General features: G+C 68.3%; 33 protein-coding genes and 1 pseudogene. 9 read left to right on the forward strand and 25 right to left on the reverse strand.

Annotated features, from left to right (window positions below; translation table 11 throughout):
- Both AB0I23_RS34705 and AB0I23_RS34710 read left to right on the forward strand, forming a co-directional pair.
- Nucleotides 1-235 (forward strand): annotated as a pseudogene (locus AB0I23_RS34705) (hypothetical protein); the annotation flags it as partial.
- Nucleotides 232-552 carry a (2Fe-2S)-binding protein gene (locus AB0I23_RS34710; RefSeq protein WP_359115624.1) on the forward strand — a complete coding sequence of 107 codons (321 nt, stop codon included), beginning with the start codon at nucleotides 232-234 and terminating at the stop codon, nucleotides 550-552. The pseudogene AB0I23_RS34705 and the gene AB0I23_RS34710, both read left to right, overlap by 4 nt.
- A 118-nt stretch (nucleotides 553-670) precedes the next feature.
- Here the strand turns inward: AB0I23_RS34710 and AB0I23_RS34715 are convergent, their stop codons facing one another.
- Nucleotides 671-1,093, reverse strand: a complete 423-nt coding sequence (locus tag AB0I23_RS34715; RefSeq protein ID WP_359115627.1) for a pyridoxamine 5'-phosphate oxidase family protein — start codon at nucleotides 1,091-1,093, stop codon at nucleotides 671-673.
- Between the two features lie 225 nt (nucleotides 1,094-1,318).
- Between AB0I23_RS34715 and clpB the strand changes: the two genes are divergently transcribed.
- The 3 genes from clpB (at nucleotide 1,319) to AB0I23_RS34730 (ending at nucleotide 6,201) form a co-directional block, all read left to right on the forward strand.
- On the forward strand, nucleotides 1,319-3,919 hold the full coding sequence (gene clpB, locus AB0I23_RS34720; RefSeq protein WP_359115630.1) for an ATP-dependent chaperone ClpB: 2,601 nt from the start codon (nucleotides 1,319-1,321) through the stop codon (nucleotides 3,917-3,919).
- Nucleotides 3,920-4,306: 387 nt separating this feature from the next.
- On the forward strand, nucleotides 4,307-5,572 hold the full coding sequence (locus tag AB0I23_RS34725; protein WP_359115632.1) for an MFS transporter: 1,266 nt from the start codon (nucleotides 4,307-4,309) through the stop codon (nucleotides 5,570-5,572).
- A 71-nt stretch (nucleotides 5,573-5,643) separates the two neighbouring features.
- The gene (locus AB0I23_RS34730; RefSeq protein WP_359115635.1) at nucleotides 5,644-6,201 is read left to right on the forward strand and encodes a YbjN domain-containing protein; all 558 of its coding nucleotides are present in this window, start codon (nucleotides 5,644-5,646) and stop codon (nucleotides 6,199-6,201) included.
- Nucleotides 6,202-6,546: 345 nt separating this feature from the next.
- On the opposite strand, the gene AB0I23_RS34735 is transcribed toward AB0I23_RS34730, so the two are convergent.
- From AB0I23_RS34735 to AB0I23_RS34770, 8 genes are all read right to left on the reverse strand, one after another.
- On the reverse strand, nucleotides 6,547-6,804 hold the full coding sequence (locus AB0I23_RS34735; protein ID WP_359115637.1) for a hypothetical protein: 258 nt from the start codon (nucleotides 6,802-6,804) through the stop codon (nucleotides 6,547-6,549).
- Nucleotides 6,805-6,817: 13 nt separating this feature from the next.
- Nucleotides 6,818-7,672: a peptidoglycan-binding protein gene (locus AB0I23_RS34740; RefSeq protein ID WP_359115639.1), complete on the reverse strand. Its 855-nt coding sequence runs from the start codon at nucleotides 7,670-7,672 to the stop codon at nucleotides 6,818-6,820.
- Between the two features lie 32 nt (nucleotides 7,673-7,704).
- Nucleotides 7,705-8,352: a hypothetical protein gene (locus AB0I23_RS34745; protein ID WP_359115642.1), complete on the reverse strand. Its 648-nt coding sequence runs from the start codon at nucleotides 8,350-8,352 to the stop codon at nucleotides 7,705-7,707.
- Nucleotides 8,349-8,549, reverse strand: coding sequence for a hypothetical protein (locus AB0I23_RS34750; protein ID WP_359115644.1), 201 nt, complete (start codon nucleotides 8,547-8,549; stop codon nucleotides 8,349-8,351). The genes AB0I23_RS34745 and AB0I23_RS34750 overlap by 4 nt, the downstream gene beginning before the upstream one ends.
- Before the next feature lie 75 nt (nucleotides 8,550-8,624).
- Nucleotides 8,625-11,021, reverse strand: a complete 2,397-nt coding sequence (locus AB0I23_RS34755) for a hypothetical protein (protein WP_359115647.1) — start codon at nucleotides 11,019-11,021, stop codon at nucleotides 8,625-8,627.
- The gene (locus tag AB0I23_RS34760; RefSeq protein WP_359115650.1) at nucleotides 11,008-11,847 is read right to left on the reverse strand and encodes a hypothetical protein; all 840 of its coding nucleotides are present in this window, start codon (nucleotides 11,845-11,847) and stop codon (nucleotides 11,008-11,010) included. Before AB0I23_RS34760 ends, AB0I23_RS34755 begins: the two co-directional genes overlap by 14 nt.
- A 94-nt stretch (nucleotides 11,848-11,941) precedes the next feature.
- Nucleotides 11,942-12,931 (reverse strand): hypothetical protein, encoded by a 990-nt coding sequence (locus AB0I23_RS34765; RefSeq protein ID WP_359115652.1) that lies wholly within the window; start codon nucleotides 12,929-12,931, stop codon nucleotides 11,942-11,944.
- Nucleotides 12,932-12,946: 15 nt separating this feature from the next.
- Nucleotides 12,947-13,645: a hypothetical protein gene (locus AB0I23_RS34770; protein WP_359115655.1), complete on the reverse strand. Its 699-nt coding sequence runs from the start codon at nucleotides 13,643-13,645 to the stop codon at nucleotides 12,947-12,949.
- A 98-nt stretch (nucleotides 13,646-13,743) separates the two neighbouring features.
- Between AB0I23_RS34770 and AB0I23_RS34775 the strand changes: the two genes are divergently transcribed.
- Complete coding sequence (locus AB0I23_RS34775) at nucleotides 13,744-13,983, forward strand: hypothetical protein (RefSeq protein ID WP_359115657.1); 240 nt, start codon at nucleotides 13,744-13,746, stop codon at nucleotides 13,981-13,983.
- Here AB0I23_RS34775 and AB0I23_RS34780 read toward each other — a convergent pair.
- The 12 genes from AB0I23_RS34780 to AB0I23_RS34835 all read right to left on the reverse strand — a co-directional run bounded on the left by AB0I23_RS34780 (nucleotide 13,980) and on the right by AB0I23_RS34835 (nucleotide 19,705).
- Entirely contained in the window at nucleotides 13,980-14,378 is a 399-nt protein-coding gene (locus AB0I23_RS34780) for a hypothetical protein (protein WP_359115659.1), read from the reverse strand. The two genes, AB0I23_RS34775 and AB0I23_RS34780, sit on opposite strands and share 4 nt — an antisense overlap.
- Before the next feature lie 55 nt (nucleotides 14,379-14,433).
- Nucleotides 14,434-15,249 carry an ISAs1 family transposase gene (locus AB0I23_RS34785; protein WP_359115662.1) on the reverse strand — a complete coding sequence of 272 codons (816 nt, stop codon included), beginning with the start codon at nucleotides 15,247-15,249 and terminating at the stop codon, nucleotides 14,434-14,436.
- Nucleotides 15,168-15,581: a transposase family protein gene (locus tag AB0I23_RS34790; protein ID WP_359115664.1), complete on the reverse strand. Its 414-nt coding sequence runs from the start codon at nucleotides 15,579-15,581 to the stop codon at nucleotides 15,168-15,170. Before AB0I23_RS34790 ends, AB0I23_RS34785 begins: the two co-directional genes overlap by 82 nt.
- Before the next feature lie 80 nt (nucleotides 15,582-15,661).
- Complete coding sequence (locus AB0I23_RS34795) at nucleotides 15,662-15,826, reverse strand: hypothetical protein (RefSeq protein ID WP_359115723.1); 165 nt, start codon at nucleotides 15,824-15,826, stop codon at nucleotides 15,662-15,664.
- A complete protein-coding gene (locus AB0I23_RS34800) occupies nucleotides 15,805-16,281 on the reverse strand; it encodes a hypothetical protein (protein WP_326708024.1) in 477 nt (158 codons plus the stop codon). The genes AB0I23_RS34795 and AB0I23_RS34800 overlap by 22 nt, the downstream gene beginning before the upstream one ends.
- Nucleotides 16,282-16,491: 210 nt before the next feature.
- Nucleotides 16,492-16,827 (reverse strand): hypothetical protein, encoded by a 336-nt coding sequence (locus AB0I23_RS34805; RefSeq protein WP_359115720.1) that lies wholly within the window; start codon nucleotides 16,825-16,827, stop codon nucleotides 16,492-16,494.
- 65 nt (nucleotides 16,828-16,892) lie between these two features.
- Entirely contained in the window at nucleotides 16,893-17,183 is a 291-nt protein-coding gene (locus tag AB0I23_RS34810; RefSeq protein WP_359115667.1) for a hypothetical protein, read from the reverse strand.
- Nucleotides 17,184-17,282: 99 nt separating this feature from the next.
- A complete protein-coding gene (locus AB0I23_RS34815) occupies nucleotides 17,283-17,885 on the reverse strand; it encodes a phage tail protein (protein ID WP_359115670.1) in 603 nt (200 codons plus the stop codon).
- Between the two features lie 52 nt (nucleotides 17,886-17,937).
- Nucleotides 17,938-18,339 carry a hypothetical protein gene (locus tag AB0I23_RS34820; protein ID WP_359115672.1) on the reverse strand — a complete coding sequence of 134 codons (402 nt, stop codon included), beginning with the start codon at nucleotides 18,337-18,339 and terminating at the stop codon, nucleotides 17,938-17,940.
- A 291-nt stretch (nucleotides 18,340-18,630) separates the two neighbouring features.
- Nucleotides 18,631-18,879 carry a helix-turn-helix domain-containing protein gene (locus AB0I23_RS34825; protein WP_359115675.1) on the reverse strand — a complete coding sequence of 83 codons (249 nt, stop codon included), beginning with the start codon at nucleotides 18,877-18,879 and terminating at the stop codon, nucleotides 18,631-18,633.
- On the reverse strand, nucleotides 18,876-19,418 hold the full coding sequence (locus AB0I23_RS34830; RefSeq protein WP_359115677.1) for a hypothetical protein: 543 nt from the start codon (nucleotides 19,416-19,418) through the stop codon (nucleotides 18,876-18,878). Before AB0I23_RS34830 ends, AB0I23_RS34825 begins: the two co-directional genes overlap by 4 nt.
- On the reverse strand, nucleotides 19,415-19,705 hold the full coding sequence (locus AB0I23_RS34835; protein WP_359115680.1) for a WhiB family transcriptional regulator: 291 nt from the start codon (nucleotides 19,703-19,705) through the stop codon (nucleotides 19,415-19,417). The genes AB0I23_RS34830 and AB0I23_RS34835 overlap by 4 nt, the downstream gene beginning before the upstream one ends.
- 241 nt (nucleotides 19,706-19,946) lie before the next feature.
- Here AB0I23_RS34835 and AB0I23_RS34840 point away from each other — a divergent pair, with 241 nt between their 5' ends.
- A complete protein-coding gene (locus AB0I23_RS34840) occupies nucleotides 19,947-20,426 on the forward strand; it encodes a helix-turn-helix domain-containing protein (RefSeq protein ID WP_359115682.1) in 480 nt (159 codons plus the stop codon).
- A gap of 133 nt (nucleotides 20,427-20,559) precedes the next feature.
- Here AB0I23_RS34840 and AB0I23_RS34845 read toward each other — a convergent pair whose 3' ends face one another.
- Together AB0I23_RS34845 and AB0I23_RS34850 are read right to left on the reverse strand one after the other, a co-directional pair.
- On the reverse strand, nucleotides 20,560-20,697 hold the full coding sequence (locus AB0I23_RS34845; protein ID WP_359115685.1) for a hypothetical protein: 138 nt from the start codon (nucleotides 20,695-20,697) through the stop codon (nucleotides 20,560-20,562).
- Nucleotides 20,698-21,373: 676 nt separating this feature from the next.
- Complete coding sequence (locus tag AB0I23_RS34850) at nucleotides 21,374-21,805, reverse strand: hypothetical protein (RefSeq protein ID WP_359115687.1); 432 nt, start codon at nucleotides 21,803-21,805, stop codon at nucleotides 21,374-21,376.
- A 270-nt stretch (nucleotides 21,806-22,075) separates the two neighbouring features.
- On the opposite strand from AB0I23_RS34850, the gene AB0I23_RS34855 reads away from it, so the two are divergent.
- Both AB0I23_RS34855 and AB0I23_RS34860 read left to right on the forward strand, forming a co-directional pair.
- Complete coding sequence (locus AB0I23_RS34855; protein WP_359115690.1) at nucleotides 22,076-22,732, forward strand: hypothetical protein; 657 nt, start codon at nucleotides 22,076-22,078, stop codon at nucleotides 22,730-22,732.
- A 101-nt stretch (nucleotides 22,733-22,833) separates the two neighbouring features.
- Complete coding sequence (locus AB0I23_RS34860; RefSeq protein WP_359115693.1) at nucleotides 22,834-23,172, forward strand: hypothetical protein; 339 nt, start codon at nucleotides 22,834-22,836, stop codon at nucleotides 23,170-23,172.
- A gap of 9 nt (nucleotides 23,173-23,181) precedes the next feature.
- Here AB0I23_RS34860 and AB0I23_RS34865 read toward each other — a convergent pair whose 3' ends face one another.
- Nucleotides 23,182-23,547 (reverse strand): hypothetical protein, encoded by a 366-nt coding sequence (locus AB0I23_RS34865; RefSeq protein ID WP_359115696.1) that lies wholly within the window; start codon nucleotides 23,545-23,547, stop codon nucleotides 23,182-23,184.
- 43 nt (nucleotides 23,548-23,590) lie between these two features.
- Nucleotides 23,591-24,763 (reverse strand): pyridoxal phosphate-dependent aminotransferase, encoded by a 1,173-nt coding sequence (locus AB0I23_RS34870; protein ID WP_359115698.1) that lies wholly within the window; start codon nucleotides 24,761-24,763, stop codon nucleotides 23,591-23,593.
- Between the last annotated feature and the right edge of the window lie 648 nt (nucleotides 24,764-25,411).

The following is a 25,411-nucleotide window of genomic DNA, read 5'->3' on the forward strand; positions in this document are numbered from 1 at the left end:
ACCGCCGGTCTCCGCGCCGGGTGACATCGCCTGGTCCGCGCCGGGCGACATCGCCTGGTCCACGCCGGTCTCCGCGCCGGGTGACATCGCCTGGTCCGCGCCGGGCGACATCGCCTGGTCCACGCCGGTCTCCGCGCCGGGTGACATCGCCTGGTCCACGCCGGGTGACATCGCCTGGTCCACGCCGGACGACATCTCCTGGGGCAGTACGCCGGTGAATCTGGCGGAGGCATGACCATCCCGCCGGACGACCGGGTCTTCCGGCGGGAGATGGCCTCGGCCTACCGCTCAGGGTGGCACTTCATCGATCTGCTCACGGCACTCCCCCGCCATGGCGATTCGTTGATGGTCACCCTGCTCGGAGAGCCTGTCGTCGTCGTCCTCGAGGACGACGACGAGGTCCGCGCCTACCGGTGTCTCCGTCGTCCCCGCGGGGCGCCGCAGCCCGTCCGGTGCGCGATCCGGTACGGAATGATCTTCGTCAACCTCGATCGGCGTGACCACCAGCTGATCGAACCAGAAACTATCTCCGCCACCCCCCGCAGTGCCTGAGCGATCCCCCGTCGTTCCATGTCGCTCGGACACTCCCCCACACAGCGGCGCCATCGTGACCTGAACACGGTGGCGCCGCTGTGCTGTCCGGGGGCGGACGGTGGGGTACTGCCGGGGCTCAGGCCGTGCGGACCGGTGCGCCCCGGCCCAGCGCCCGTTCGAGGGCGATCTCGATGACGACCCGGTTCGGGTTGGGCGCCGGCGTGCGCCCATAGCGTTCCGCGTAGCGGAGTACCGCGTCGTCGACCACGTCCTGCTCCGTACGGACCGTCGCGCGGCCCTCCAGCGTCGCCCAGCGCCCGCGGTCCACCTGGCAGACCGCCACCCGTGCCCCGTCCGGGCCGGCGGCCAGGACATTGGCGACCTTTCTGCTGCCCTTGTTGGTGATGATGCGGGCGAGTCCGGCCTCGGGGTCGTATGTCACGCCGACCGGCACCACGTGCGGGCTGCCGTCGGGGCGGGCGGTGGTCAGGGTGCACACGTGGTACTCGCGCCAGAAGGCGAGGTACTCGGGGCTGGGATTGCGTACGTCTACGGCCATGGGGAAAGGGTAGGTATCCGCGGCCCGTGCCCCGATGCGGTGCGGTGGCGGAGGAGCGGTCCGGCCGGTTCACTCGGTCGGGAGCCCTGTTCCGCTCCGGGTTCCGGGCGTGGGCCGTGTGGCGCGGAACAGACCGCACCTTGAGTGGAATAGACTCAACTTTGTGGACGTTGATCTGGTCATAGTTGTGAACAGGCCAGTCACCGCAAGGAGGAGAGAGCGCACGTGGACGCCGAGCTGACCAACAGGAGCCGGGACGCCATCAACGCGGCCACCAGCAGGGCCGTGAAGGACGGACACCCCGATCTGACCCCCGGGCATCTGCTCCTCGCCCTGCTCCAGGGCGAGGACAACGAGAACATCATCGACCTGCTGGCCGCCGTCGAGGCCGACCAGGCCGCCGTGCGCAGCGAGACCGAGCGGCTGCTCGCGTCGCTGCCCAGCGTCACCGGGTCGACCGTCGCCCCGCCGCAGGCCAACCGTGAGCTGCTCGCCGTCATCTCCGACGCCGCGCAGCGCGCGAAGGAGCTCGGCGACGACTACCTCTCCACCGAACATCTGCTGATCGGCATCGCGGCCGAGGGCGGCCGTGTTGGTGAGATCCTCACCAGGCAGGGCGCCGGTGCGAAGAAGCTGTTGGACGCATTCGAGAAGAGCAGGGGAGGGCGCCGGGTGACCACACCCGACCCGGAGGGCCAGTACAAGGCCCTGGAGAAGTTCGGCACCGACTTCACGGCCGCCGCGCGCGAGGGCAAGCTCGACCCGGTCATCGGACGTGACCAGGAGATCCGGCGTGTCGTCCAGGTCCTGTCGCGGCGCACGAAGAACAACCCCGTACTCATCGGCGAGCCCGGCGTCGGGAAGACCGCCGTCGTCGAGGGGCTCGCCCAGCGCATCGTCAAGGGTGACGTCCCCGAGTCCCTGCGGAACAAGCGGCTCGTCTCGCTCGACCTCGGCGCGATGGTCGCGGGCGCCAAGTACCGCGGCGAGTTCGAGGAGCGGCTGAAGACCGTCCTCTCCGAGATCAAGGAGAGCGACGGTCAGATCATCACCTTCATCGACGAGCTGCACACCGTCGTCGGCGCGGGCGCCGGCGGCGACTCCGCCATGGACGCGGGCAACATGCTCAAGCCGATGCTGGCCCGCGGCGAGCTCCGCATGGTCGGCGCGACGACGCTCGACGAGTACCGCGAGCGGATCGAGAAGGACGCCGCCCTGGAACGCCGTTTCCAGCAGGTGCTGGTGGCGGAGCCGAGCGTCGAGGACACCATCGCGATCCTGCGCGGCCTCAAGGGCCGTTACGAGGCCCACCACAAGGTCTCCATCGCGGACTCGGCGCTGGTGGCCGCCGCGACCCTGTCCGACCGCTACATCACCTCCCGCTTCCTCCCCGACAAGGCCATCGACCTGGTCGACGAGTCGGCGTCCCGGCTGCGCATGGAGATCGACTCCTCGCCCGTCGAGATCGACGAACTCCAGCGCGCCGTCGACCGCCTCCACATGGAGGAACTGGCCCTCAAGAACGAGACCGACCCCGGCTCCAAGCAGCGCCTGGAGAAGCTCCGCCGCGACCTCGCCGACAAGGAGGAGGAGCTGCGCGGCCTCACCGCCCGCTGGGAGAAGGAGAAGCAGGGCCTCAACCGCGTCGGTGAACTGAAGGAACGCCTCGACGAACTGCACGGCCAGGCCGAGCGCGCCCAGCGCGACGGCGACTTCGACACCGCTTCCAAGCTGTTGTACGGGGAGATCCCCGGCCTGGAGCGGGAGCTGGCGGAGGCGACCGAGGCCGAGCAGGAGGCGGCCAAGGACACGATGGTGAAGGAGGAGGTCGGCCCGGACGACATCGCCGACGTCGTCGGCTCCTGGACCGGCATCCCGGCCGGCCGCCTGCTGGAGGGCGAGACCCAGAAGCTGCTCCGCATGGAGGGCGAGCTCGGCAAGCGCCTCATCGGGCAGACCGAGGCCGTACGGGCGGTGTCGGACGCGGTACGCCGTACCCGCGCCGGAATCGCCGACCCCGACCGGCCCACCGGCTCGTTCCTCTTCCTCGGCCCGACGGGTGTCGGCAAGACGGAGCTCGCGAAGGCGCTCGCCGACTTCCTGTTCGACGACGAGCGGGCCATGGTCCGCATCGACATGAGCGAGTACGGCGAGAAGCACAGCGTGGCGCGTCTCGTCGGCGCCCCGCCCGGCTACGTCGGCTACGAGGAGGGCGGCCAGCTCACGGAGGCGGTCCGCCGCCGCCCGTACAGCGTCGTCCTGCTGGACGAGGTCGAGAAGGCCCACCCCGAGGTCTTCGACATCCTGCTCCAGGTCCTCGACGACGGCCGGCTCACCGACGGACAGGGCCGGACGGTGGACTTCCGCAACACCATCCTGATCCTGACCTCCAACCTCGGCAGTCAGTTCCTGATGGACCCGCTGACGGAGCCCGAGGTGAAGAAGGAACAGGTCCTGGAGGTCGTACGGGCCTCGTTCAAGCCGGAGTTCCTCAACCGGCTCGACGACCTGGTGGTCTTCTCCGGCCTGTCCGGCGACGAGCTCTCGCACATCGCGAAGCTCCAGATCGACCGGCTCGCGGGGCGTCTGGCCGAGCGCAGGCTCACCCTGGACGTCACGCCGGAGGCCCTGGCCTGGCTGGCCGAGGAGGGCAACGACCCGGCCTACGGGGCACGGCCGCTGCGCCGCCTCATCCAGACGGCGATCGGCGACCGGCTCGCGAAGGAGATCCTCGCGGGCGACGTCAAGGACGGGGACACCGTCCGGGTGGACCGCGTCGGGGACGGCCTGCTCGTCGGTCCCGCGACCTCGGGGAAGACCTTGTAGCCCCTGTGGACGGCGTACGACCTGTTCGACGTCATGTCCCCAGCCGGAAGACCACGCGTCCCGGCTGGGGACTCGTCGTCTGCGCCGCAGTGCAATTGAAGAAGAATTGCGGTGATTTCCGGAGAATGGGAAATCGATCGCCGTCATCGGTGATCTGTTGTTCAACGTCGATAATGAGCCGAACGTCCCACTCCGCGTCGAGGTGCGGATTCACCACACCTTGCTCTGCCCCAGGCCGTACCACCTGCCCCTGCAACGGGACAGATGCCCGGATGCCCACAACGCCTGAGCGGGGTCACGCGAATAATCAGGACACTGCGAGCCGCCTTCCGTGACCTGCTCCAAGGAGGAGCAGATACCGAATTCGGCAGCCGGTAGGGTACCCGCATGGTCGAACGGATAAGCGACGAGATAAGTCCGGGTCCCAAAAAGTCCGGACGTGACAATCTCATTCACCTCAGCGAATTTCGTACTCTCTGGGCCGCTTATGCCCAGTCGATCCTGGGCGACCAGTTGGCACGGGTGGCCCTGTCGTTGCTGGTGTTCGAACGCACCGACTCGCCCGGGTGGACCGCGGCAACGTATGCGCTGACCACCTTGCCCGCTCTGCTGTCCGGGGTGCTCCTGTCCGGCCTGGCGGACCGGTTCCCCCGGCGTACGGTCATGATCGGATGCGATCTGGTGCGGACGGTGCTGGTCGCGCTGATGGCCTTGCCCGGGACGCCGTTGCCGCTGCTGGCCGGGCTGCTGGTGCTGGCGCAGCTGGCCGAGGCACCCTTCGGCGCTGCGCAGGGCGCACTTCTGCCGACCGTGCTCGGCGAGCAGAGATACGAGCGGGGCCAGCGAGTCATGCTGATCACTCACCAGGCCGGACAGCTGGTCGGTTTCGCCGGTGGGGGAGTGCTGGCCGTATGGCTGGGCAGTCACCTCTCCCTGGGTGTGAACGCGGTGACTTTCCTTCTCTCGGCGATTCTGGTCAGGTTCGGCGTGAAGGCCCGTCCCGCGGCGGGTGCCGACGAGCGGAAGACGCGGCTCGGCGCTCAGGTCGGGAGTGCGGCCGCACTGATCTGGTCGGATCGGAGGCTGCGGTCGCTGGTCGCGCTGGGGTGGCTCGCGGGGTTCGTCGTCCTGCCGGAGGGGCTGGCCGCCCCCTTCGCGGACGAGGTCGGCGGGGGCGCCGCCTCGGTGGGACTCCTGCTCGCCGCGCATCCGGCGGGAATGGTGCTGGGTGCAGCTCTTCTGGGGCGGGCTCAGGTCGGGGACGAGTGGCGGCGCCGCCTGCTCGGGCCGTTGGCGGTCGGCGCGAATCTGCCGCTGCTCATCTACTGGCTCGGTCCCGGCATAGGTGTGGCCGTGCTCGTGTTGATGGCGTCGGGGGTGTGCTCCGCCTATCAGATCACCGCCGGAGCCACCTTCGTACTCCTGACCCCGGCCGGCCAGCGTGGCCAGGCGCTGGGGCTCGCCAGGTCGGGGCTGATCGCCGTGCAGGGGATCGGTGTCGCCATGGGCGGCCTGGCAGCGGAGCTGTCCGGGTCGTCGGCGGACACCATCGGTGCGTCCGGACTCCTCGGAGTGCTGTGTGCGATCCCTGTCGCCGTTGCCTGGTCGCGGGCCCGGGAAGCTGATGCGGGGACGATTCCCCGGAGGGTGTAGAACTACTGGCCGTCAAACGCGGCTAGGGTCGACGGAAGGAAACCACGTGCGATCCACAGGAGTACCCAGCGATGTCTATCGATCCTTCCTCGATTCCTAATTTCGGGGGCCGGCCCGAACCGCAGGCGACAGGACCCGAGGGCCCCGTTGTCCCTGACCAGGACCTCGTCAAGCAGCTTCTCGAACAGATGGAGCTGAAGTACGTCGTCGACGACGAGGGCGACCTCGCGGCGCCGTGGGAGGACTTCCGCACGTACTTCATGTTCCGTGGCGAGGACGAGCAGCAGGTGTTCTCGGTCCGTACGTTCTACGACCGCCCGCACGCCGCCGACCAGCGCCCGGTCCTCCTCGACGCGATCGACGACTGGAACCGCCGCACTCTGTGGCCCAAGGTCTACACCCACACCCACGAGGCCGAGGAGGGTGCCGAGGACACCGAGACCCCGGTCCGTCTGATCGGTGAGGCGCAGATGCTCATCGGTACGGGCGTCAGCCTGGAGCACTTCGTCTCGTCGACGGTCAGCTGGGTGCGGGCCTCGATCGAGTTCGACAAGTGGCTGCGGGAGCGTCTGGGTCTGGAGCCGGCCGACAAGGAGTCGGGCGACGGCTCGGACGCGCCGAGCGCCTGAGCGCACAGCCTTTCACAGCACCTACGGGACGGCGTCAGCGACTACGTCCCGTAGGCGAACGACAGTCCGGCCGGGGCGACGGTCACCACGACCGCCGTCCTCGGCCGGGTTTTTGTCAGGGCGTGCGCCGGCGGCAGCGCGAACGCGGGCAGCGGGAAGCGCGGCTCGGACCCGAAGAGGCCAAAGCCGGACGGGCGGCGCCGGACAGGCCGTTGCTCAGAGCCCCTTGAACCGCGCGACGGCCTCACGAAGCACGTCCTCCCGCTTGCAGAAGGCGGACAAGGGGCCGGGAGGTTGAAGTGATTCAACCTCCCGGCCCCTTTGTCGTGCCGGTCCCCCTGTGCTTCACCGTCCTGCCGTCGCCTCCCACAGGGCGATGGCGAGCGCGGTGCACGACGTCAGTGCGGCCAGTGACGGGAGGGGCCAGCGGGTGCGCTCCAGGGCGTCGAGCCGCTCCTCGTGGTCGACGAGCGTCTTGTCTGTCTGGTCGGCGCGTTGGAGAAGCAGCGCCAGGTCGCCCCGGGTGGTGGCGAATCCGACGTCCACGCTGCGCCGCAGCCGCTCCAGCTCGACGGCGACACCCCCGGTGCCCGTATCACTCATCCTCGTCTCCTCCTCAGGCGTGCGGCACGTGCAGCCTGTCCCAGCTGGCGCGTCCCGGAATGCCGTCCGCGGCCGCTCCCACATAGCCGAGCCTGCGCTGCCAGGCGGCGTACGAGAGGACGTCGGCCTCGCCCCACACCGGCCCGGGTCCGACGCGGTAGCGCCCGCATCCTTCCGCGACCAGACGCTTGCCGACGGCGGTGACGAGTGTGCTGCGACGGCCGGGGGTGAAGTACGCGGAGCCCGGAAACGGCTCGTACGACTGGGGTTCCGGCTGCGGTACGGGTCCGAGGCCGAGCCGCGCCTCGATCCGCGTCCGCATTCCCGCCATCGAGAACGACGGATCGATCTTGCGCCGCGTCCACTCCTTGTGGCCGATGACGCTCGCCGCCGACCAGCCGTGCGCTCGGCAGATCGCTGCCGACAGGCGTTCGGCAGCGGCGAGTTGGGCGGTGGGGTACGGGTCGTTGCCGCTGCCGAGGTTCTCGATCTCGAAGCCGTAGAAGCGGGCATTGCCGTCCTCGGCGTCCGGGCCCGGGGGCGGGACTGTGCGCTCAGCACGTACGGCGTCGAGCACCGCGGATGAACCGAGGCCGGCGTGATTCGTGCGCCCGTAGCCGACCAGATGCACCGTGCCGTCCTTCGCGACCAGGCCGATGCACAGCGGCCCGGTGAGCACGGCTGTGCCGGCGCGGCACAGAGTGAGACTGTTGCTGCCCGCGGTGTGGTGCAGCATCACGCCGTGGACCGGGCCCCAGGGGCCCTTGTGGTTGCGGTTGTGGGTCTGCCAGTTGGGGTGTTCGGAGATGCGTACGCCTTCGCCGCGCAGGGCGCGGGCGAAGGCGTAGGGGGTCAGGGGCGTGGCCACCGGGGCTCCTTGGCGGGTGAGGTTCTGGATTCCTACGGGATGGGGTCGACGCGGATGTAGCGCGTGTCGAAGTACGACGTGTTCGTGGAGATGCTGGAGCGGTATGCGGGCGTGGCCGTGTGCGTGGTTCCGATGGCGAGCCCGCTGACCAGGAACTGTGCCGAGACGGAGGTCCGGTTGGTGCTGGTCACCGCGGCCGCGCGGTTGTCGTCCGCCGGGACCAGCACCGTGCCCGCAGAGTTGCGGATGTTGGCGGACATGAAGGACGTGGCGGTGGTGGAGGTCCGGATGTAGCTGCCCACGGTGACGATGATCTGGCCGGACGCGGGCACGGTGAACGTCGCGGCCATCGGGTCGCCCACGGCGTTGCTGAGAGTTTCGACGTACGCGGTCGACGTGGTGTCACCGTCGTCGAGGTTGACCCGGAAGACCGGGACCGGAGCCACGGGCACCCAGGCGGACCCGGTGTAGTACATCATCCGGCCCGGAGTGCCGATCCAGGCCAGCATGCCTGCGACCGGCGCGGTCAGCTTGGCATCGCGCGTCGCCGCGTCCGGGAAGCGCATCACCAGGCGGCCGTCCGCCGCGTCGGCGAGTGATTTCAGATGGGCCGGCAGGTCGGCGGGATCGGTCGCCTGCGGGTAGGGGAGCGTGCTGATCGGCGTGTACTGGATCGTCATGCGGACTCCTCCTGGAGCGTGGTCTGGGTGGTGGCCGGGTCGAGGGTGACGGTCAGCAGTTCCTCGGCGGCGGACGGCGCGGGGCCGGGCGGATCGTCCTGGTACGGGTCGGATGCGCGGGCGATCGCCTCGGCGAGTTCACGCAGCAGCGCTTCGGGGGGCTGCACGGCGACGGGTTCCGGTGCGGGCTCGGACATGACGGGACCTCCGTCTCGGGTCGGGACGTGCGGGGGGTTGCGGATCGGTGGCGCGTCGGCGCGGGGGCGGGGCGGTCAGGCCGGGGCGCCGTCCTTCACATCGCCCCAGGTGGGATTCGCGGTGAGCAGAGTGGCGAGCGTCGGATACGCGGCCGCCACCTCGGCGTAGGTCGCGGAGGTGTCCGGCAGCGGGGGCAGAGCGGGAGCGTCCGGGGTGAGCCCCGCGTCGGCGGGCACCCCGTTCGCCCGTACGCCCCGCAGACTGAGGGTCTGCTGGACCCCGCCGCCCGCGGACGCGGACGTACTGATGCCCACGACCCAGGCGAGCGTGTCGAGAGTGGCGCCCGTCGTGTCGAGAATCCGCACCACGTCACCGAGCTGGATCCGCGGGTCGTACAGGACCTGCACATCCTCGAGAACCGGCACCGGGTACTCCCCGGCCAGGCGCATGGCCTGCGCCAATTGCTGTGCCGCGCCGAGGTCCTGGACCCAGTCGGACTGTTCGCCGTAGAACTCCTGGCGCCCGTAGAAGCGCTCGCTGCCGCTCCCCGGGACATACGAGACTCCCTGCCGCTCCACAGGATCGCGGTCGGGCCGGATCGGCACGATGCGGATGGAAGGACCGCCGCTCTGATCGACGGTGTAGAGCTTGGTCGCGGTGCGGTTGGTCAGCCGCAGCACGATCGTGCCGTCCTCGCGCCGGACGAGCGCGTCGACCGCCCCCTTGACGGCCTTCGTGCCCGCCGCGTTCTGCGTGGCGACGCGGAAGGAGGAACCGGAGGTGACCACCGAGTCGTCATCGGTGTCCGGCGGGCCCACGTCCAGCTCCTCCTCACCGAAGACGTACGAGATGGTGAGCGAGCCGTTCGCCGGGATCTCCCGCACCACGGTGTCGGCGACCGTTTCCCCGGTGGTCGTGCGCACCGCGCCCCAGTCCTTGGCCGGCTGGACACAGAAGTTGCGGCAGGCGTCGATCTCCTCGGTGACCGTGAGTGCGGCGATGTCGCGCACCGACGTCAGGGTCAGATCGGGGGCGGTCGGCGCGGCCGCGAAACGGGTGAAGTTGCGCCAACGGAACCGTCCGCGTTCGTCGATCTCGGCGGTGGACATGCTCGCCTTGGCGATCTGTCCGATCGCGTCCCACTGCGACCCCGAGATCTTGGGGATGGTGCGCAGCGGCAGGATCGCCTCGTCGAGCTCGGCGGTCTTGGTCCAGGTGCCGGCCTGGCTGAACTCGGCGACGGTCGGCAGCGCGGTCAGACCGCTGGTCAGCTGGACCCCTTCTGTCGCCATGGAGGTGACCAGGCGGACCTTGCGCAGCTCGGCGACGGGCTGGGGGCCGGTGGCGGCCGTGAAGACGGCGGCGCCGCCCACCCAGGTGCTGCCGTTCGGGGCGGTGAGCAGGGGGATCACGGAGGGCAGAGCCTGGTTGTTCGTCGACGCGTAGACATCGACGTATGCGCCGAAATGCCAGATGCCACGCTGCGTCTGCATGGCGGTGGCGTTCTGCCCCCACTGCAGGCCGCTGCCCGGGACCTGCGGGTCGGAGCTGAGCGAGGTGGCCAGGATGATGCCCTTGGTGAAGTCGAGGGTCAGGGAGATGGTGCCGATGGCCGTGCCGGTGCGGTTCAGTTCCAGGTCGATCCGTACGGTGGAGCCGATACCGACGGCGTTGTTCACCCACGCCTCGGCGAGCAGCCGGCTGCCGGGCACCGTGACGCGGCTGCGCGGGAACCAGGAAGCGGTGATGCCGCTCTCGCCGGCGGGCAGTCCGCGCGGCACCAGCGCCATCTCGTGCGGAGCACCGGTGCGTGACCAGGTGTAGTGGCGCGGATCGGGCAGGTCCTCGGGCATGCCGTACGGCGTCGCGAAACCGCCGTGCAGGGTGGCGTGGACGAGGGTCAGCGGCTGCCCGGCGACGAACTGCGGGGCGCGCGGCGGCGGGGCGGTCAGGAGACCCCCTTGCCGCAGCAGCTCGTCGACGCACCAGGTGGCGCTGGCAAGAGGGCGTCCCCAGTACAAACCCGTGTAAGGGCGGGGCAGTTCGGCGGGCGCCCGCAGTCGCTCCGCGCCGTCGAGCGCGGTCAGCTGCACCGTGTCCGAGCCGGAGGCGGCACTGCGGTTGCGCAGGGTGCCGCGGAAGGCGGGCAGCGTACTGCCGCCGCCGACGCCCGTCTCGTGGACGACGGACTGGCCGGGGCGAGCGAGGTCGCCGGTGGCGTGGTCGGCCCACGCCGAGTACAGCTCCGGGGCGGAATCCCCTCCTGTACCCGCCAGTTGGAGCTGCAGCTGGGCGGCCGAGCTGCCGGAGAACGCCCGCATGGCAGCCGGGAGATCGGTCGCGTACGAGCGCTCGACCTGCCAGGACTCCACCTGCGCGGTGACGTCCTTGCCGCCGAGCCGGGTGGTGTGCGTGGCGGTGCGTTCGCCGGAGGCGAGCGCCGTCCGCGTGGTGCTGTCAGCCGGCTGCACTGGCCACCTCCACCAGATCGAGGCTGATGCTGCGGTACGGCAGCGGCCGGCCGGGGGTGTCGCTGTAGGCGGTGACGGACATCGCGGGCAGACCGTCGCCGGGGACGTTGTCCGCCGCCCCGTCGTCGTACGCGAGACAGGCACCGGCCAGTGCGTACGTTCCCGCTGCGCCCGGGGTCGCGCAGGGAGTGGCGTACACCGCACCGGTGGGCACGGTCGCGGCGACGTACGCCCCTGTGGCCGAGGGGCCCGACAGGTAACTCCCGTCGGCCTTCTTGAAGTCGATGTTGACGGCGACGGTGGGCAGCGCAGCGAAGGCGGTCGGCGCGCGGAAGGAAATGCGCGCACCCGGGGCCACGGGGAAGTTGTCGCCCCACGGCACGCAGCGCCAGGCGACCTTGCTGGTGGCGTCGGCGGCGGTGAACGCGAACGTGCCTGGCGCGGCGGCGATTTCGGCGACGGCGCCGGTCGTGGACACCTTGAACCACTGCTGCAGGCCCGTGGTGTCCGTGGCCCCGGCGGCTCCTCGTCCCGCGGCCTGGGCGGCGCCGAGGACATTGCCGGCGGCGGGATCGATGAGGACCAGGGGCCCCGGTCCGTCGATGCGCCGCGCGAGCCGGTCGAGCACCCGCGTGTCGGCGATCGCGAGCCGGTCCCAGCCGATCTTCATCCGGCGGGCGGTGGCGGCGGTACGGGTGATGGTGACGCGGCCGGCGAGCGACTTGAACTCACTGACGCCGAGCTCGGCGCTGCGGTCGAAGGACGTGGCAGCCTGGTCGATCTCGTAGAGGGCTCCTGGGGGGCCTATCCATAGGTTGCTGGCCATGGGGTTCACCTCTCTTTGCTGTCGGAGCATGCGGGCATGGAAAAGGGCCGACGGCATCGGGCGTCATCGGCTGTGCATGGTCAGGGAATTGGCCCTACCGGCGGGCGAGCTGCCGCTGCCCCAGGAACACGGCGCGGGCGATGGTCTGCGAGTCGACCTGTACGTGCACGGGCCGCTCGGCGAGCTTCTCGACGGCGGCGGCGAGGCGGTGGAGGGCGGCGCCACCGCCCGGGTGGTGGCCGAGCATGCGGCTCAGCTTGGACAGCGGGATGACGGCTTCGTCCTCGCCGCCTTCTCCGATGACGGTGAGGCGGCCGCCGGCGCGGGCGCTGACGACGCCGCCCTCGGCGAGGGTGGGGATGTTCGGGATCTGTGGCAGATGGATCCCGAACTCCTTGCCGCCGACGACCGGCACCCAGCCGGGGATCTTGACGTGGATCGAGTTGAGGCCGCGGATCATGGCGTTGATGCCGCCGATATAGGCGCGGGGCAGTGCGGTGAAGCCGTTGACCAGGCCCTTCATGATGCTCTTGATGGGCCCGGCGTGGGACTTGATGGCCCCGGAGATGGCGTTCCAGGCCCACTTCACGCCGGCGGCGAGAGCCTTGGATACCTTGTCCATGTTGATGAACTGGCCGATGATCGGCGCGAGCAGCGTCATGATCAGCCCGAAGGCGTTGGCCTTCATGGCGGTGTTGAGGCCCTTCTGGGCGAGCGTTGCACCCTTGAGGCCCTTGCCGAGGCCGCCCATGGACTTGCCGCCGCCCGTGGCGGACTTGCCGGCCTTGCCCACGGACTTCTCGACCGCGTCGGACTGGCGTTTTACGTCGCGGAGGGCAGTGTTGGCCTTGCCGGAGGAGGACTTGAGGTGGTCGAGGGAGGTCTTGAACTTGTCGGTGGAGGTTTTGGACTTGGCGAGAGACGTATCCGCGGTGCCGAGTCCGGCGCGAAGCCTGCCGACGGCGCTGTCGGCCTGACCAGTCCTGCCCTTGATGGTGTTGAGGGCGCTGCCGGTCGAATTGGCCGCGGTGCGCAGACGGCCAAGGGCGCTGGTGGCGCGGGTGAGAGAGCTGACGAGTGACACAGGGACCTCCTCCGGTCAGGCGGCGCCGGCGGCGCCGGAGACCGCCTGCGAGAGTGAGCGGAACCGCTGTTCCAGGGTGTTGGTCGCGGAAGCGAGCTGAGAGACGTTCCCGTGGGCGCGGGCAACCCGGTCGAGGCGCTCGGCCGCGGAAGCCAGCTGCTTCATGTTGCGGGAGGAGGGCAGTTGACGTGCGCGCGAACTATAGGTGTGAACCTCCGCGTTCAACTTGCGTATTGCCTCCTTGACCTCGTTGACCTGGGTGACAGAAGGAAGGGGGCGCGGCTGTTGAGGTTCCTCGGGTCTGGCCCGGGTTATCCTTCCACTTTCCGTTGTTGTGATCTCCCTACCGTCGAATGCTTTTCGGGACAGTGCCTGGATACCCTTTTGGATGTCGAAAATCTTGATGCCGAGAGTAGAGAGGGCTGCCTTCGCGGCTACTACTCCCAGGACTATGTAGGCAAGTCCACTGCCGCCTTTTAGGATTGCCAGTGTTTCCTTCAGTACGGGTAGCTCCGAAAGGGCTCCCTTCAAGTCTGTGGCCTTGTCTTTGGGGCCCTCGGAGATGGCATTCTTGAGGTCTGTGACCTTCTGATTGAGCTCCCCTGTCGTCACAGCAGACGAACTTCCGGCAGTCTTGCGGGAGTTGAGAGAACCCTCCAGTTCTGTCAATTTGTCGTAAATCTCATCGGTTGTGTGTTTTACCACGAAAATCACTTCTTCCGTCGAGGCTGGCCTTCTTGACAGCGCCCCTCTCCACCGTGACTACTTAGAGGGGGATAGCGTGCCTATTGGGGCAGAAAGGGTGGGATTTTATGATCGGGGCTACTGATGTCACCGAGGCGCAGATTCTCGCAAGAGCGGTAGGTGTCCTCCTGTCGGCCGGCGGGGCGATTTGCTTGCTCTTCTTCTTCTTGATGTTTGGCGTGGTGCGCGAAGAGCGGGAGAAGGGGAACCTGGAAGCCGCAAGCCGAGTTCGAAGAAATGTCTTCATCACGCTCTCGCTCGGAATGCTGTCCATCGCGTCGGGGGCCGCGCTCTACTTCTTTGCTTAGCCCCAGAGCACTGGATTTCCGTCAGGCGAAGAACTGGGCCAGCTTCTCCGGGGCCGGGTATTCCGTGTGAGGTTCGGGCGTGGTGGGCTGCGGGGTCTCGCCGGGACGGGGCAGGGCTCGGGGGCGTCGGTGTCCTCGTCCCTGTTCACGAGCGCGAACATGCACTTGGCTTCGCGGAGTTGATCCACCACGTGGGCCAACAGGTGTTCCACCACCGTCCATTCGGCGGCCTCGCCGTGCAGTTCCCGGGCGAGTGCGCTGTCCCGCGGCATGTGCTGGACAAGCAAGGCGAGTCGGCGTGACGACAGTCGGCCGCGGTGCCAGTCCAGCAGGTCGACGCCGTAGTGGCGGAGCAGGTCGGCCTCGATGGCCTCGGCGTGCTCGTCGACGAGCACGCCGAGGCTCAGTCTTCCCCCAGGCCCAGCCCCAGGGCTGCCGCAAAGTCGCATTTCATGAGGAAAGCTGCTGGTCAGCGGGCACTCCGAAGAGGTCGAGTGGGGCCTTGTGCGGTGCCAGTGCGAGGCGTCGTTGCGCGTCGGCGATGGAACTACCGGTCCAGCGAAGGAAGTTGATGGCGATCGATCTCAACGTGGAGACGTTTTGCGGGCCGTGGCCAGTGCGGATCCGCGCGGCGTCCTCGCCGAAGGTCACATCCCGCACATAGTGGATCTTGTTTTCCACTCCCCAGTGGCCCCTCGCGTACCGCGCGACGACCTCGGGAGCCGCCCGTTGCGAGGTGAGGTCGGTGATCAGGTAGACGATCTCGCGGGTCCGTTTCCCCGACGCCTCCACGGTGCGATGTCGGACGACACGGGCGACCTGCCGCACATAAGGGAAGGCCAGATCGCCCCAGGTCACCACCTTGGTCACCCGAGTCTCCAACCGGCCATGCCCTCGCCCGCTCTCCTTGTGCACGGCCGTCACCTCGTGCCATGGGATCGAGCGGCACGCCTCCCACAAGGCCGGCCGGTTCCGCTTCACGGTGAGAACGAAGTGCGCGCCCATCTCTTCCACCAGCACCTTCGCGGTCTCCGCCTGAGTGTGCAGGGCATCGGCCGTGACCACCACACCCCGCAGGTCCAGGACGCTGAGCAGCGGGGCCAGGGCCGGGATCTCGTTGCTCTTGTCCGCGACTCGCTGCTGAGCAACCAGCGTGCCGTCCTGAGCCATCGCGCCGATCAGCATCACCGCGCTCTCCGTTCCCCGCCGTGATCCCCGCAGGGCCTTGCCGTCCGCCGCCACCGTTTCCAGGGCCGGCTCCCGCACCGCAAGAGAACCTCCAGCTCACCCGGCCTCACCGCCGACAGCACCCTCCGCAACGTGTCCGCCCCCGGCGCCCTCACCAGATCGAACGCGCCGACGGGCACCAGCCCCAGCCGCAACTTCTCCTGCGGCTCCGCGGCAGCGGCCCACTGCGCCATCGCCCGCCAGGACCCGAAACCCGCCGCCGTCGCGCACAACGCGATCACGAGCAGGACCGACAACGGGAAACGACGCCCCCGCGCCTTACGCGGATCGCTCACCTCGCCGAGCCGCTGCCACAACACCAGCGACAGCGACTCCGACCGGGGCACGGACGTGACAGACTGACGTTTCACCGAAGCTCCGTTGGTTCAGGGCGACTTGCGAGGTCACCCACCCCAACGGAGCTTCGGTCTTTCCAGGCACGGACCTCTCATCAGCGGAAACGCGTACACGCAGGACTTTGCGGCAGCCCTGGGCCCAGCCCCGTCTCCTTGCCGTATGCCTCCAGGATCGCGGCGATGTCCTGCATGGTGATGTCGTGGCGTTCGAAGCGCATCAGCTGTGCCAGGGTGCGGGTCAGGTAACCGAAATCTGCCATCTGCCGTAGTCGCAGGACAAGGTGACGTACCCGTGCTGCGGGAGGCGCAGTGTGCCCCTCTGGTTGGCATGGGAGGTGATTCGTAGGTTTCTTTCCCCGCCGTTCGCCGGTGTGTAGATGATCGAGCCCGGGTGGTCAATGAAGTCGTAATGCAGGACCGGCGCGTATTCGTAGTAGGGCTTGGGGGCGAAGTAGCTGAACGTCTCGGTCTCTCTGCCCCGGGTCTCGTTGGCGGGGAGCGAAGGCAGCGCGTCCTTGTCTACGACGCGCAGCTTCCATCTGGCCATGCCGCTGGACGCCTCTTCCCCCACTATGACGCGCCGGATGTCGACGGCGTTGCAGTTGGCCGGCAGGATGATGTGCGAAGGGCTACGGCCATTGATCCTGACAAGGGATTCATGGGCGCGTTGGTGATATGGGCCTTTGCGTACGGAAGACAGCTCGAAACTGGTCATGAATCCCCCGCGGATCCTCAATGGGACCGGCTTGCCCTCCCCTGCCCCGGGTATCTCCACGACCCGGCTTCGCCAGCCGGACCATTTGCTGGCCGCTTCCCTGCCCATGACCCCAACCCTTCGGCTGCTCTTGAGCGTGCGAGCGACATGTTGGCACGTGCATGAGCGGCATGATGTCGACTTCATCCAAGTGGGTCAGCCGTCTGTACATCAGGCAAAGAACCTGGCCACCTTCTCCGGACTGGGCGTCACCTCGGAGGCCAGGGCGGTGCTCCTGTCCAGCGGGTCGGCTGTTGTGCCAGGACGGGGTACTGGCTGAGGCGGGTCGATTGGCTCCGTGTCCTCATCCCGGTTGACCGTTGCGAACATCCAGTTGGCTTCGGCCAGTTGGTCGACGACTACGGCCAGCAGGTGGTCCGTGGTCGTCCACTCCGAAGCCTCACCGTGCAGAGAGTGCGCGAGGGCACTGTCTCGCGGCAGATGCCGCACCAGCACCGCGAGCCGCCGCGACGACAGCCGTCCCCGATACCAGTCCAGCAGGTCCACCCCGTAGTGGCGCAGCAAGTCGGCCTCGATGGCCTCGGCGTGCTCTTCGACGAGCGCGTCGAGGCTCAGTCTTCCCCCAGGCCCAGCCCCGTCTCCTTGCCGTAGGCCTCCAGGATCGCGGCGATGTCCTGCATGGTGATGTCGTGGCGCTCGAAGCGGGTGAACTGCTGTTCGCCGAGGAGGAGTCGCAGGAGTCCGTCGACGTCGTTGTCGTCGAGGTCGCGGAGCTTACGCGCGACGGCGCGGCTGAGTTCGGTCGGCAGCTCGAACGAGTCGTTGTCGAGTTCAAAGGTCCAGGCGCGGCCGAGCGCTTCGAGGCGCTGGGCGCGGGCGGCGTTGACGTTGAATCCGGCCATGGGGTTCTCCAATCAGGTGGGTTGGTGAAGGCAGGGGGCGACCGAGGCCCGGCGCGCACGGGGTGCGCGCCGGGCCTCCTGGTGCGGGGGCGGGGCCCGCTACGCGTACGCGCCGTCCTTCATCAGCCACGTGGCCAGCGGCTTCGTCGTGTCGTCCTGGGCGAACGCGGTGAAGGTGATGCCGAGCTTCATGGCGCCGGTGCGGGTCATCGAGATCTCCTCGGTGTCGGTGACCTGGCCGCGCGGGACGATCAGGCGGTAGACGACCGAGGTGCCGTTCTGGCTGTCCGTGAACTCGAAGCCCAGCGCGCGCTCGTCGGCGGCCGGGTTGGTGGTGAGGTCGTACTTGTAGGTGCCGGCCTCGGCCGGGGTCGGCGCGGTCGCCGTGGCACCGCCGCCCATGAAGAACGGCAGGGTGTTCTTGTTGAACTGCATCAGCTGGAACTTCAGCGTGAGCTCACGGTCGGAGTAGATGTAGCGCAGCGCGCTCACCGACTGCCAGCCGTCCACCTGGTCGATCTTGTCCTTCTTGGCGAGCTTGACGCCGTCGGTGGAGGTGTAGCCGAGCTCGGTCCATCCCGTCGCCCACGGCACGCTGGTGTCGGCGGGAGCGGCGATCGGCGTGGTGGGGTTGTACGCGGCGACGAGCACCTTGCCGGTACCCGGGACGCGGATCTGCGAGCTGGTGTTGGGAGCAGCCATGGAACGACTCCTTCATGAGGTCTGAGTTGTGAGACGTGAGGTGTGGAACGGGTCAGGCAGGACGGACGGAGAGCATCAGCCGGGTGAGATAGCGGTTGCTCGCCGGGCGGTTGTAGTCGGGGTACCAGCGCGGACCCTCCGCCTCCGCCACGTCGGTGACGATCGCCGTCCCGTAGGCCGTGCCCTGGAGCTCGTGGACACAGGCGCGGGCGGCGAGCGAGATCGTGTGGGCCGTCGTCTTGTCGGCGGCGTACACCTCGAGGTCGACGATCGGATGGTCGAGGTAGAGGTCGTCGATCCACGTGCCGCCGGTACGCGAGACGAGGACGACCTGCTGGGTGCCGTCGAAGCCGCTGGGCGGCCGGTTGTCGACGGTGGTCCCGGCCAGCTCGGTGCGGTTCTTCAGGAAGTCGACGACGAGGCGTTCGACGTCGGGAAAGTTCAGGACAGACACATGAACGCTCCCTTCGGAGGGTTCGGAAGGACGGAGAGCAGGAGAGGTACGGGGCCCGGCCGCGACGGCGACGAGGAGGTCCGGGCTCCGTCCGGGCAACACAAAGCGGCAGGACCGTCGCCCCGGATCTGTTCGGTCCGTGGGCGCAGCTCTGCCGCTGCTTCAACTGTGACGCAGGGGTTCCAATCTCGCAACTCGGCGTCTCGCTATGGCTGTTGGCGCTCCGGCATGCGAGAAGGCCGTGTCCGCGTGACGCGCGGACACGGCCTTCGGGGCCCGGTAGTGGCAGTCCTAGTCGACAGACCGGGTCGAGGCGGGGTCGGTTCGCAGATTCACCGCGCGTTCGGCGGCGAACACATCCTCGAGGCGATAGAGGAGGGCGCGTCCCTGCTGTCCGGCCGCGGCCAGGTAACCGCGCTGCACCCACTTGCGGATGGTGGCGGGGGCGACGCCGGTCTCCGCCGCGGCGAGGTCGCCGGTGATGAGCGGGCCGGCGGAGGCGAGGGAGGCGAGGGGGGTGGTGGCCGGAGGGCAGGTCACGACGCGTCCTCCAGGACGTGGCGGCAGGCGGGGTTGATGCACATCACGACCGCCCGCTCCGGCAGTGCCCGCAGCGAGACGGAGTCGCAGGCGGGGCAGCGTCCGGCGATACGTACCAGTTGCTCGGGCTCGCCCAGTGCCCGCCCGCAGCGCTCCGCCATGCGGCGGGACTCGGATGCCACATGCGCTTCCAGGTCAGGGAGTTGGGTGATGCGGTCGAAGAGTGACGCGATACGGCGCAGGCGTACGGGGACGGGGGCGGGCCGCACAGGCCCTAGCCCGAGCCGTTCACGTACGGCTTCCTCCAGCTCCACCACCCCGTCGGTGACGTCGCGAAGGGTGTCTGAGACGAAGAGCCGGACAGGTGCGGTGCCACCGGTGGGAGCGCCCCCGCGTCGCTCCCTCGCGGTCCTGCCCGTCGAGGGCGCCAACTCCATGATGAGCGCAGGAAATCGAAGAGCAAGGCTGCGGAGCCAGACAGCGGCAGCTGAGGAGGCGAACGCCTCGACATCCTCCACTTCCGGGGTACGGGTGTTCACAGCCCCGCCCTCCCATCGACGACCGCGCGCCCATTGCGCCACAGCCGCCCCCCACTCACCCCGTCGAACCAGGTGTGCGCGGGATCGACCACGGCCTCGCATTCCTCCCGTATCGGGCAGTGATTGCAGGCTCGCAACGCTGGTTCGGCTTCGGAGGGGCTCCGGGTGAACACGGAGCGTTGAGGAAGGTGGGCGCAGGCGGCTGTCCTGCGCCAGTCGAGCTGATCGTCGGAATCAAGGAAACCCAAGGTCAAAGCGGCAGTGAAAGAAGTCGTCAGACCGGACACGTGCAACGCCTCCCCGCGTATGGGAACATGTGTTCGACAATTGCGAACGCGCGCTCAGCGTCGCATGGTGCGAGCGCGAGCGCAAGCGACTGAAGTGCACTGCTGTGACGCGTGAGGGGTGAGTCAACGGCCATGCTGGCCACGCAAGTTGGGCGAATCTCCACAACTGCGCGCGAGCGCGCAAACCTTTGATGCGCGCGCGATCGGTACCCTGTCCCCGCGACGAGGGGAGACCGACCACATGGGAACGAGCTCGTGGGCCAATGCCCACAACGACCAGAGCTACCGGGACGAGGGGGCGCGCAGCCGCCCCAGAGGGGCGGACGGACTCGAGGAGTTCGCGTCCTGGGTTGAGGATTTGCTGCGCAGGCGGGGCTACGACATCGACAGTCCGCGCGGGGGCGGGAAATCGAAGCTCGCGGACGACGCCGGAGTCCACCGCGCCGCAGTCAGCCGCCTGTTGCAACGCCAGAGCATGCCGGACCTGGAGACGATGCGACGCCTGGCCGGTGTACTCGACGTCCCCCTGCGGGACATGCTGATCCGCTCCGGACGTGTTTCGGAGGACGACCTGCCGATTACCGGAGCGTTCGAAGGGAAAAGGGGTGCAGGGGACCAGCACCTCAGCCCGGAAGAGGCTGCACGGAGAATGGGGGTGCCGCCAGAGCTGCTGGAGACCTTCGTCAAGGTCGCGAAGCAGTTTCTGCCGGACGGTGACTGAGGGAACGGTAGCCCCTGGGGGAGGGGCGTGAAGGGGTGTGCGTATGGGGCGCGAGGGGGGAGACTCGGAGGCACTGGAATCTACGCGCAGTGCGTCCGGGGACGCGGGGGCTGCCGCCGAACAGGTGCACGTATCACGCCTGTTGGGGGAGCTTCTGATCGAGCTGGGCCGCAAGGTTCAGGAGGTGGGCGTCGATGGTGTACGCATCCTCACGGCCGACGAGCTCGACAGTGGCCGGCTCGACTGGTTCCGGGCGGGGTGGGATGAGCATGCGCGAGCGACGGACTCTCCGGAGGACCTGGGCGAGCGGGCGGGCGGGGTGTGCCACCCGCCGGCCGAGCCGCCCATTCCCGTGCCGGGTCGTCTGCTGCGGTTTCCTGGGCGGGAGGACGAGTCGGGAGAGGTCTTACGCCCCTCCGGCACCGACACGCACCCGCTCCCGCTGGTGGGGGCGGGCGACGCGAACGTCAGGGACCTGATGCCACACCGGCCGCGGCCGGCGCGGGGGCGTCCGCGTGAGGGGGGACGGGAGCATGAACGGGGGCCTGAACCGGACTGACTTGAACTCACTGACGCCGAGCTCGGCGCTGCGGTCGAAGGACGTGGCAGCCTGGTCGATCTCGTAGAGGGCTCCTGGGGGGCCTATCCATAGGTTGCTGGCCATGGGGTTCACCTCTCTTTGCTGTCGGAGCATGCGGGCATGGAAAAGGGCCGACGGCATCGGGCAGGAGGTCTTCGACTTGCCGAGCGATGCGTCGGCGCCCTGTGCGGACTTCTTGATCGCATCGATGCTCTTGCTGCTCTGACCCGCACTCTGCCGGACCCGGTTGATTCCGCTGTTGGTCTGCGACAGCGATCTCTGGAGACTGCCGAGCGCGGAATTCACGGATGTTACCGCTTGCTTGAGGCTCACTTGGCGTCCACCTCACTATTCGTTTTGGTCCGCATCAGATCCCGGCCAGCGCCTGGGAGAGTTTGTTGACGGCATTCCGGGTTTCGTTGATGACGTCTCGTCTCTTCGTGGCGTCCACGGTTTCGGTGCCCGTTCCGATGGCGCGCAACCGGCCGCGCAGCACGGATATCTCGCGATTGGCGCGGGTTGCGCCGTTGTGGGCGGCAGTGATCCGGCGGTCGAGCTTCTTTTCCTCGAGTTCCTGCTTCTCCACCTTGGTCTTGTACTTTTCGATCTCTTTCTGTGTGCCGCCGAGCCGGAGCGCGCGCTCCCACCACTTGTTCCCTTCCTTGGCCCAGGGGAATTTTTTGAGTGTGTTGCCGAACCAGGTGATCCCCTTCTCGTCGATCTTGAGAATCGAGAAGTCGGCCTTGAACAGGGTGAGCCCCGTCGCGACGCCGGCGAGGCCGAGCTTCACGTAGTCCACGGTGTAATTGAGCGCTGACACCTTCATGACGAGGTGTTTGTCTCGTCTTTACGGAAATAAAGGCGCAGCGCATCACGGGCCGAGTGCGAGAAGATATCCATGTCCAGGGAGTGCGGGGAATTCGGTCCTGAACTGCTAGAGGAGGCCATGTGCATCCCGTCCTTCGGTCGATCGATTCAGTGAATCCAGGTGCATGAGATCCCTGGCGCCTACCGGCTGGATCTGTCAGACTCGTGACGGCCCGTGTCGATTGCGAATGGAGGGGCGCGGATGCCGCGTGTGAATGTTGCAATCGCCATGGGGGTGCCGGGAGGGGACCTCGACTATATGGCGACAGGTGGCGTGCGTTATGCGGTAGAGATGTCCCAGCGATATTTCGACGGCCCCAACGCCGGGATCTGGTTATTCTTTCGTGAACCCGTGAGAATCCCTGGCCCTGATGCTGCCGGACTGGCCGAATGGGTCGACGACTGGCTTTCCCGGGAGGCCGGCGTCGACTCTTACCGAGGAGTACGGAAGAACAATTCGGTCAGCGGCGTGCTCAAAAAGATGAGGAAGTCCGGAGCATGGGGACTGACGATCTCCCTCGTGCTCAACGAAATCATCGATGCCACGGCCGACCTGCCGGGGCACACCGTCGCCGTCGTTGTGCTGACACAGTCTCCGGACGACGGCGCCGAATTCATCGCCACGATGAGGAGAGCGGCCCGATACCCCGTCTTCTGGGTGTTCCTCGGTGCCGACGCGTCCCACGAGCACGTCGCCCACCTGGGTGTGGTGGACACACTGGGCGAACGGCCCGAGGACCCCGACAACTTCCTGATCCTCAAGACGGACACCTGGACCTCGGAATTCGGGCAGTGGTGGATGTCGCGGAGGATCAGGAGGGCGGTGAGCCGCTGGCAGCGACTCACCCCGATCGGCTGAGCCCCTGGTCACCGACCGAGGAACCGGATGACTTCGGCGGGGTTCGGCCGGAAGTTCCCATATTGATCCGCCTTCCCGGCGTGACAGTGAGCGAGGCTTGTATGGACGGGCGTGACGCGTGGTATGTGGTCCTCGAAGGGGCCGAATCGCGGTACGAGGTCCAATACGTGGAGGGGGGTGAAGAGGAGGCGCGGAACGCCGCGCTTCAGCTCGCGCGCACCCACGGTGGTCCGTTCTGGGACGAGGTGCGGGAGATTCATCAGCTGGGAGATGGCGCCTGGTTCGTGGCCGCCAGGGAGGAGGACGGCTTGGTCCGGGGCTGGATGTCGTTCCGCGTGTCGGTGAGCCGACTCGTCGAAGTCATGGAGCCGGACCTCGTGGAAGAGACCCCCGAACCTGAGCGCCTGGGCAGGTTCCGGCGTCTGTGGGGCCGGGGCTGACGCTCCTGGTCAGCTTGCGAAGAAGCGGGCCAGTTCCGCCGCGTCCGCCGCGTCCGGCGCCGAGGTCGCTGTGGGCGGCGGACTCTCGGCTGCTCCCTCGGCGGAGCCAGGGCGCGGGAAGGGGGACGGGAACTCCATTGGTTCCGCGTCCTCGTCTCGATTGACGGTCGCGAACATCCAGTTGGCGTCGGCGAGTTGGTCCGCCATGTGTGCGAGCAGGTGGTCCGTGACCGTCCAGTCGGCGGATTCGCCGTGGAGGTCTCGGGCCAGTGCGCCGTCGTGCGGCAGGTGCCGCACCAGCACCGCGAGCCGGCGTGACGACAGCCGGCCGCGGTGCTCCTGCGTGCCCGGCGGCCCCTCGAGTCCGCCGGGCACGCACGCCCCGCCTCCCTGGTTCAGCGGGCAGTGGCAGAGGCGCTCACCATCGTTGAAGACGGGAAGCAGCCTCTCGCAGGACGTCCTCCCGCTTGCAGAAGGCGAAGCGGACCTGGTTGCGGCCGGCCTCCGGGTCGTCGTAGAAGACCGCGTTGGGGACGGCGACCACACCACACCGCTCCGGCAGGCTCCGGCAGAAGGCCAGGCCGTCCTTTTCGCCGAGGGCGGCGATGTCGGTGGTGATGAAGTAGGTGCCTTGGGGGTGGAAGACCTCGAAGCCCGCCGCCGTCAGCCCGTCGGCGAGGATGTCGCGCTTGGCGCGCAGGTCCTCGCGGAAGCCGGTGAAGTAGTCGTCCGGTAGACGCAGTGCCTCCGCGACCGCGTACTGGAACGGGCCCGACGATACGTACGTAAGGAATTGCTTGGCCGTGCGGATGGCCGTGACCAGCGGTGCGGGCGCGGTAACCCAGCCAACCTTCCATCCTGTGAACGAGAAGGTCTTCCCGGCGGAGGAGATCGAGATCGTACGGTCGCGCATCCCCGGCAGGGAGATGAGCGGGATGTGCTCGCCTTCGAAGACCAGGTGCTCGTACACCTCGTCTGTCACCACGAGCAGGTCTCGCTCGACCGCCAGTTCGGCGATGGCCGTCAGCTCCTTCCGGGTCAGCACCATGCCCGTCGGGTTGTGCGGGGAGTTGAGGAGCAGCAGGCGGGTGCGGTCGGTGACCGCGTCGCGGAGCGCGTCGAGGTCCGGGCGGAAGTCGGGGGCGTGGAGGGTCAGCGGGACACGGGTGGCGCCGGCCATGCTGACGCAGGCCGCGTACGAGTCGTAGTACGGCTCGAAGGCGATGACCTCGTCGCCCGGCTCGAGCAGCGCGAGCATGGTGGCGGCGATGGCCTCGGTGGCACCCGCGGTGACCAGGACCTCGGTGTCGGGGTCGAAGGTCAGGCCGTAGAAGCGCTGCTGGTGGTCGGCGATGGCCGAGCGGAGTTCGGGGACGCCCGGGCCGGGTGGGTACTGGTTGCCGCGGCCGTCGCGTAGGGCCCGCACTGCGGCCTCCCGCACAGCCTCGGGGCCGTCGGTGTCGGGGAAGCCCTGGCCGAGGTTGATGGAGCCGGTCCGTACGGCCAGCGCCGACATCTCCGCGAAGATCGTCGTGCCGAACTCGGCGAGGCGGCGGTTGAGCAGCGGTCGTCCCTGTGTCATGCCCGTCATCCTGGGCCGAAGCTCTGGAGTTGCTCAAGTCTGCTTTGGCTCCGGGGGGCCGAGGGCATCCCCCACTCACGCGAGAAGCGGTGTGAGGCGGGGGTCTCGCTTCGGGGGACGGAAGGGACGTGAGGTCGATGAGGATTTCTCCTGATGTGCTGATCGGGGTCGTGGCCGTCGGGTTCGTCGTGGTGCTTCTGCTGGCGGTGGCGGCCAACCGGAGGCCGGGCCGGGTGCGCAGCGGGCGGCGCCGCGCGGGCGGTGGCTCGGGCAGTGGCGCGGCCGCCGGTGGCGGCTGGTGGGCGGCCGGCGACGGCGGCGGCTCGTCCTGCGGAAGCGGAGGCCATTCGGGCGGCCACTCCGGTGGTCACTCGTGTGGTGGGGGCTCTTCGTGCGGCGGCGGTTCCTCGTGCGGCGGCGGGGGCGGATGCGGCGGAGGCAGCTGACACGGGGCAGCTGGTCCGCGTGGTGAAGGTGCCCGACGGGTGAACTCCCGCCGGACACCTTTTTGTTGGGCCGTGCCACGCGTTTGCGGTGAACAGTTGAACCGTTGGGCCCCCGAGGGGATGGAAACCACGTCAAGTTGGGCAAAAACGCTGTGGATGCGGCGTACTTCATGATTTCCTCGTCGGAGAGAACATCCAGCCCTCGGACCCC

The organism is Streptomyces atratus (assembly GCF_040655115.1).
GTDB classification, from domain to species: Bacteria; Actinomycetota; Actinomycetes; order Streptomycetales; family Streptomycetaceae; genus Streptomyces; species Streptomyces atratus_D.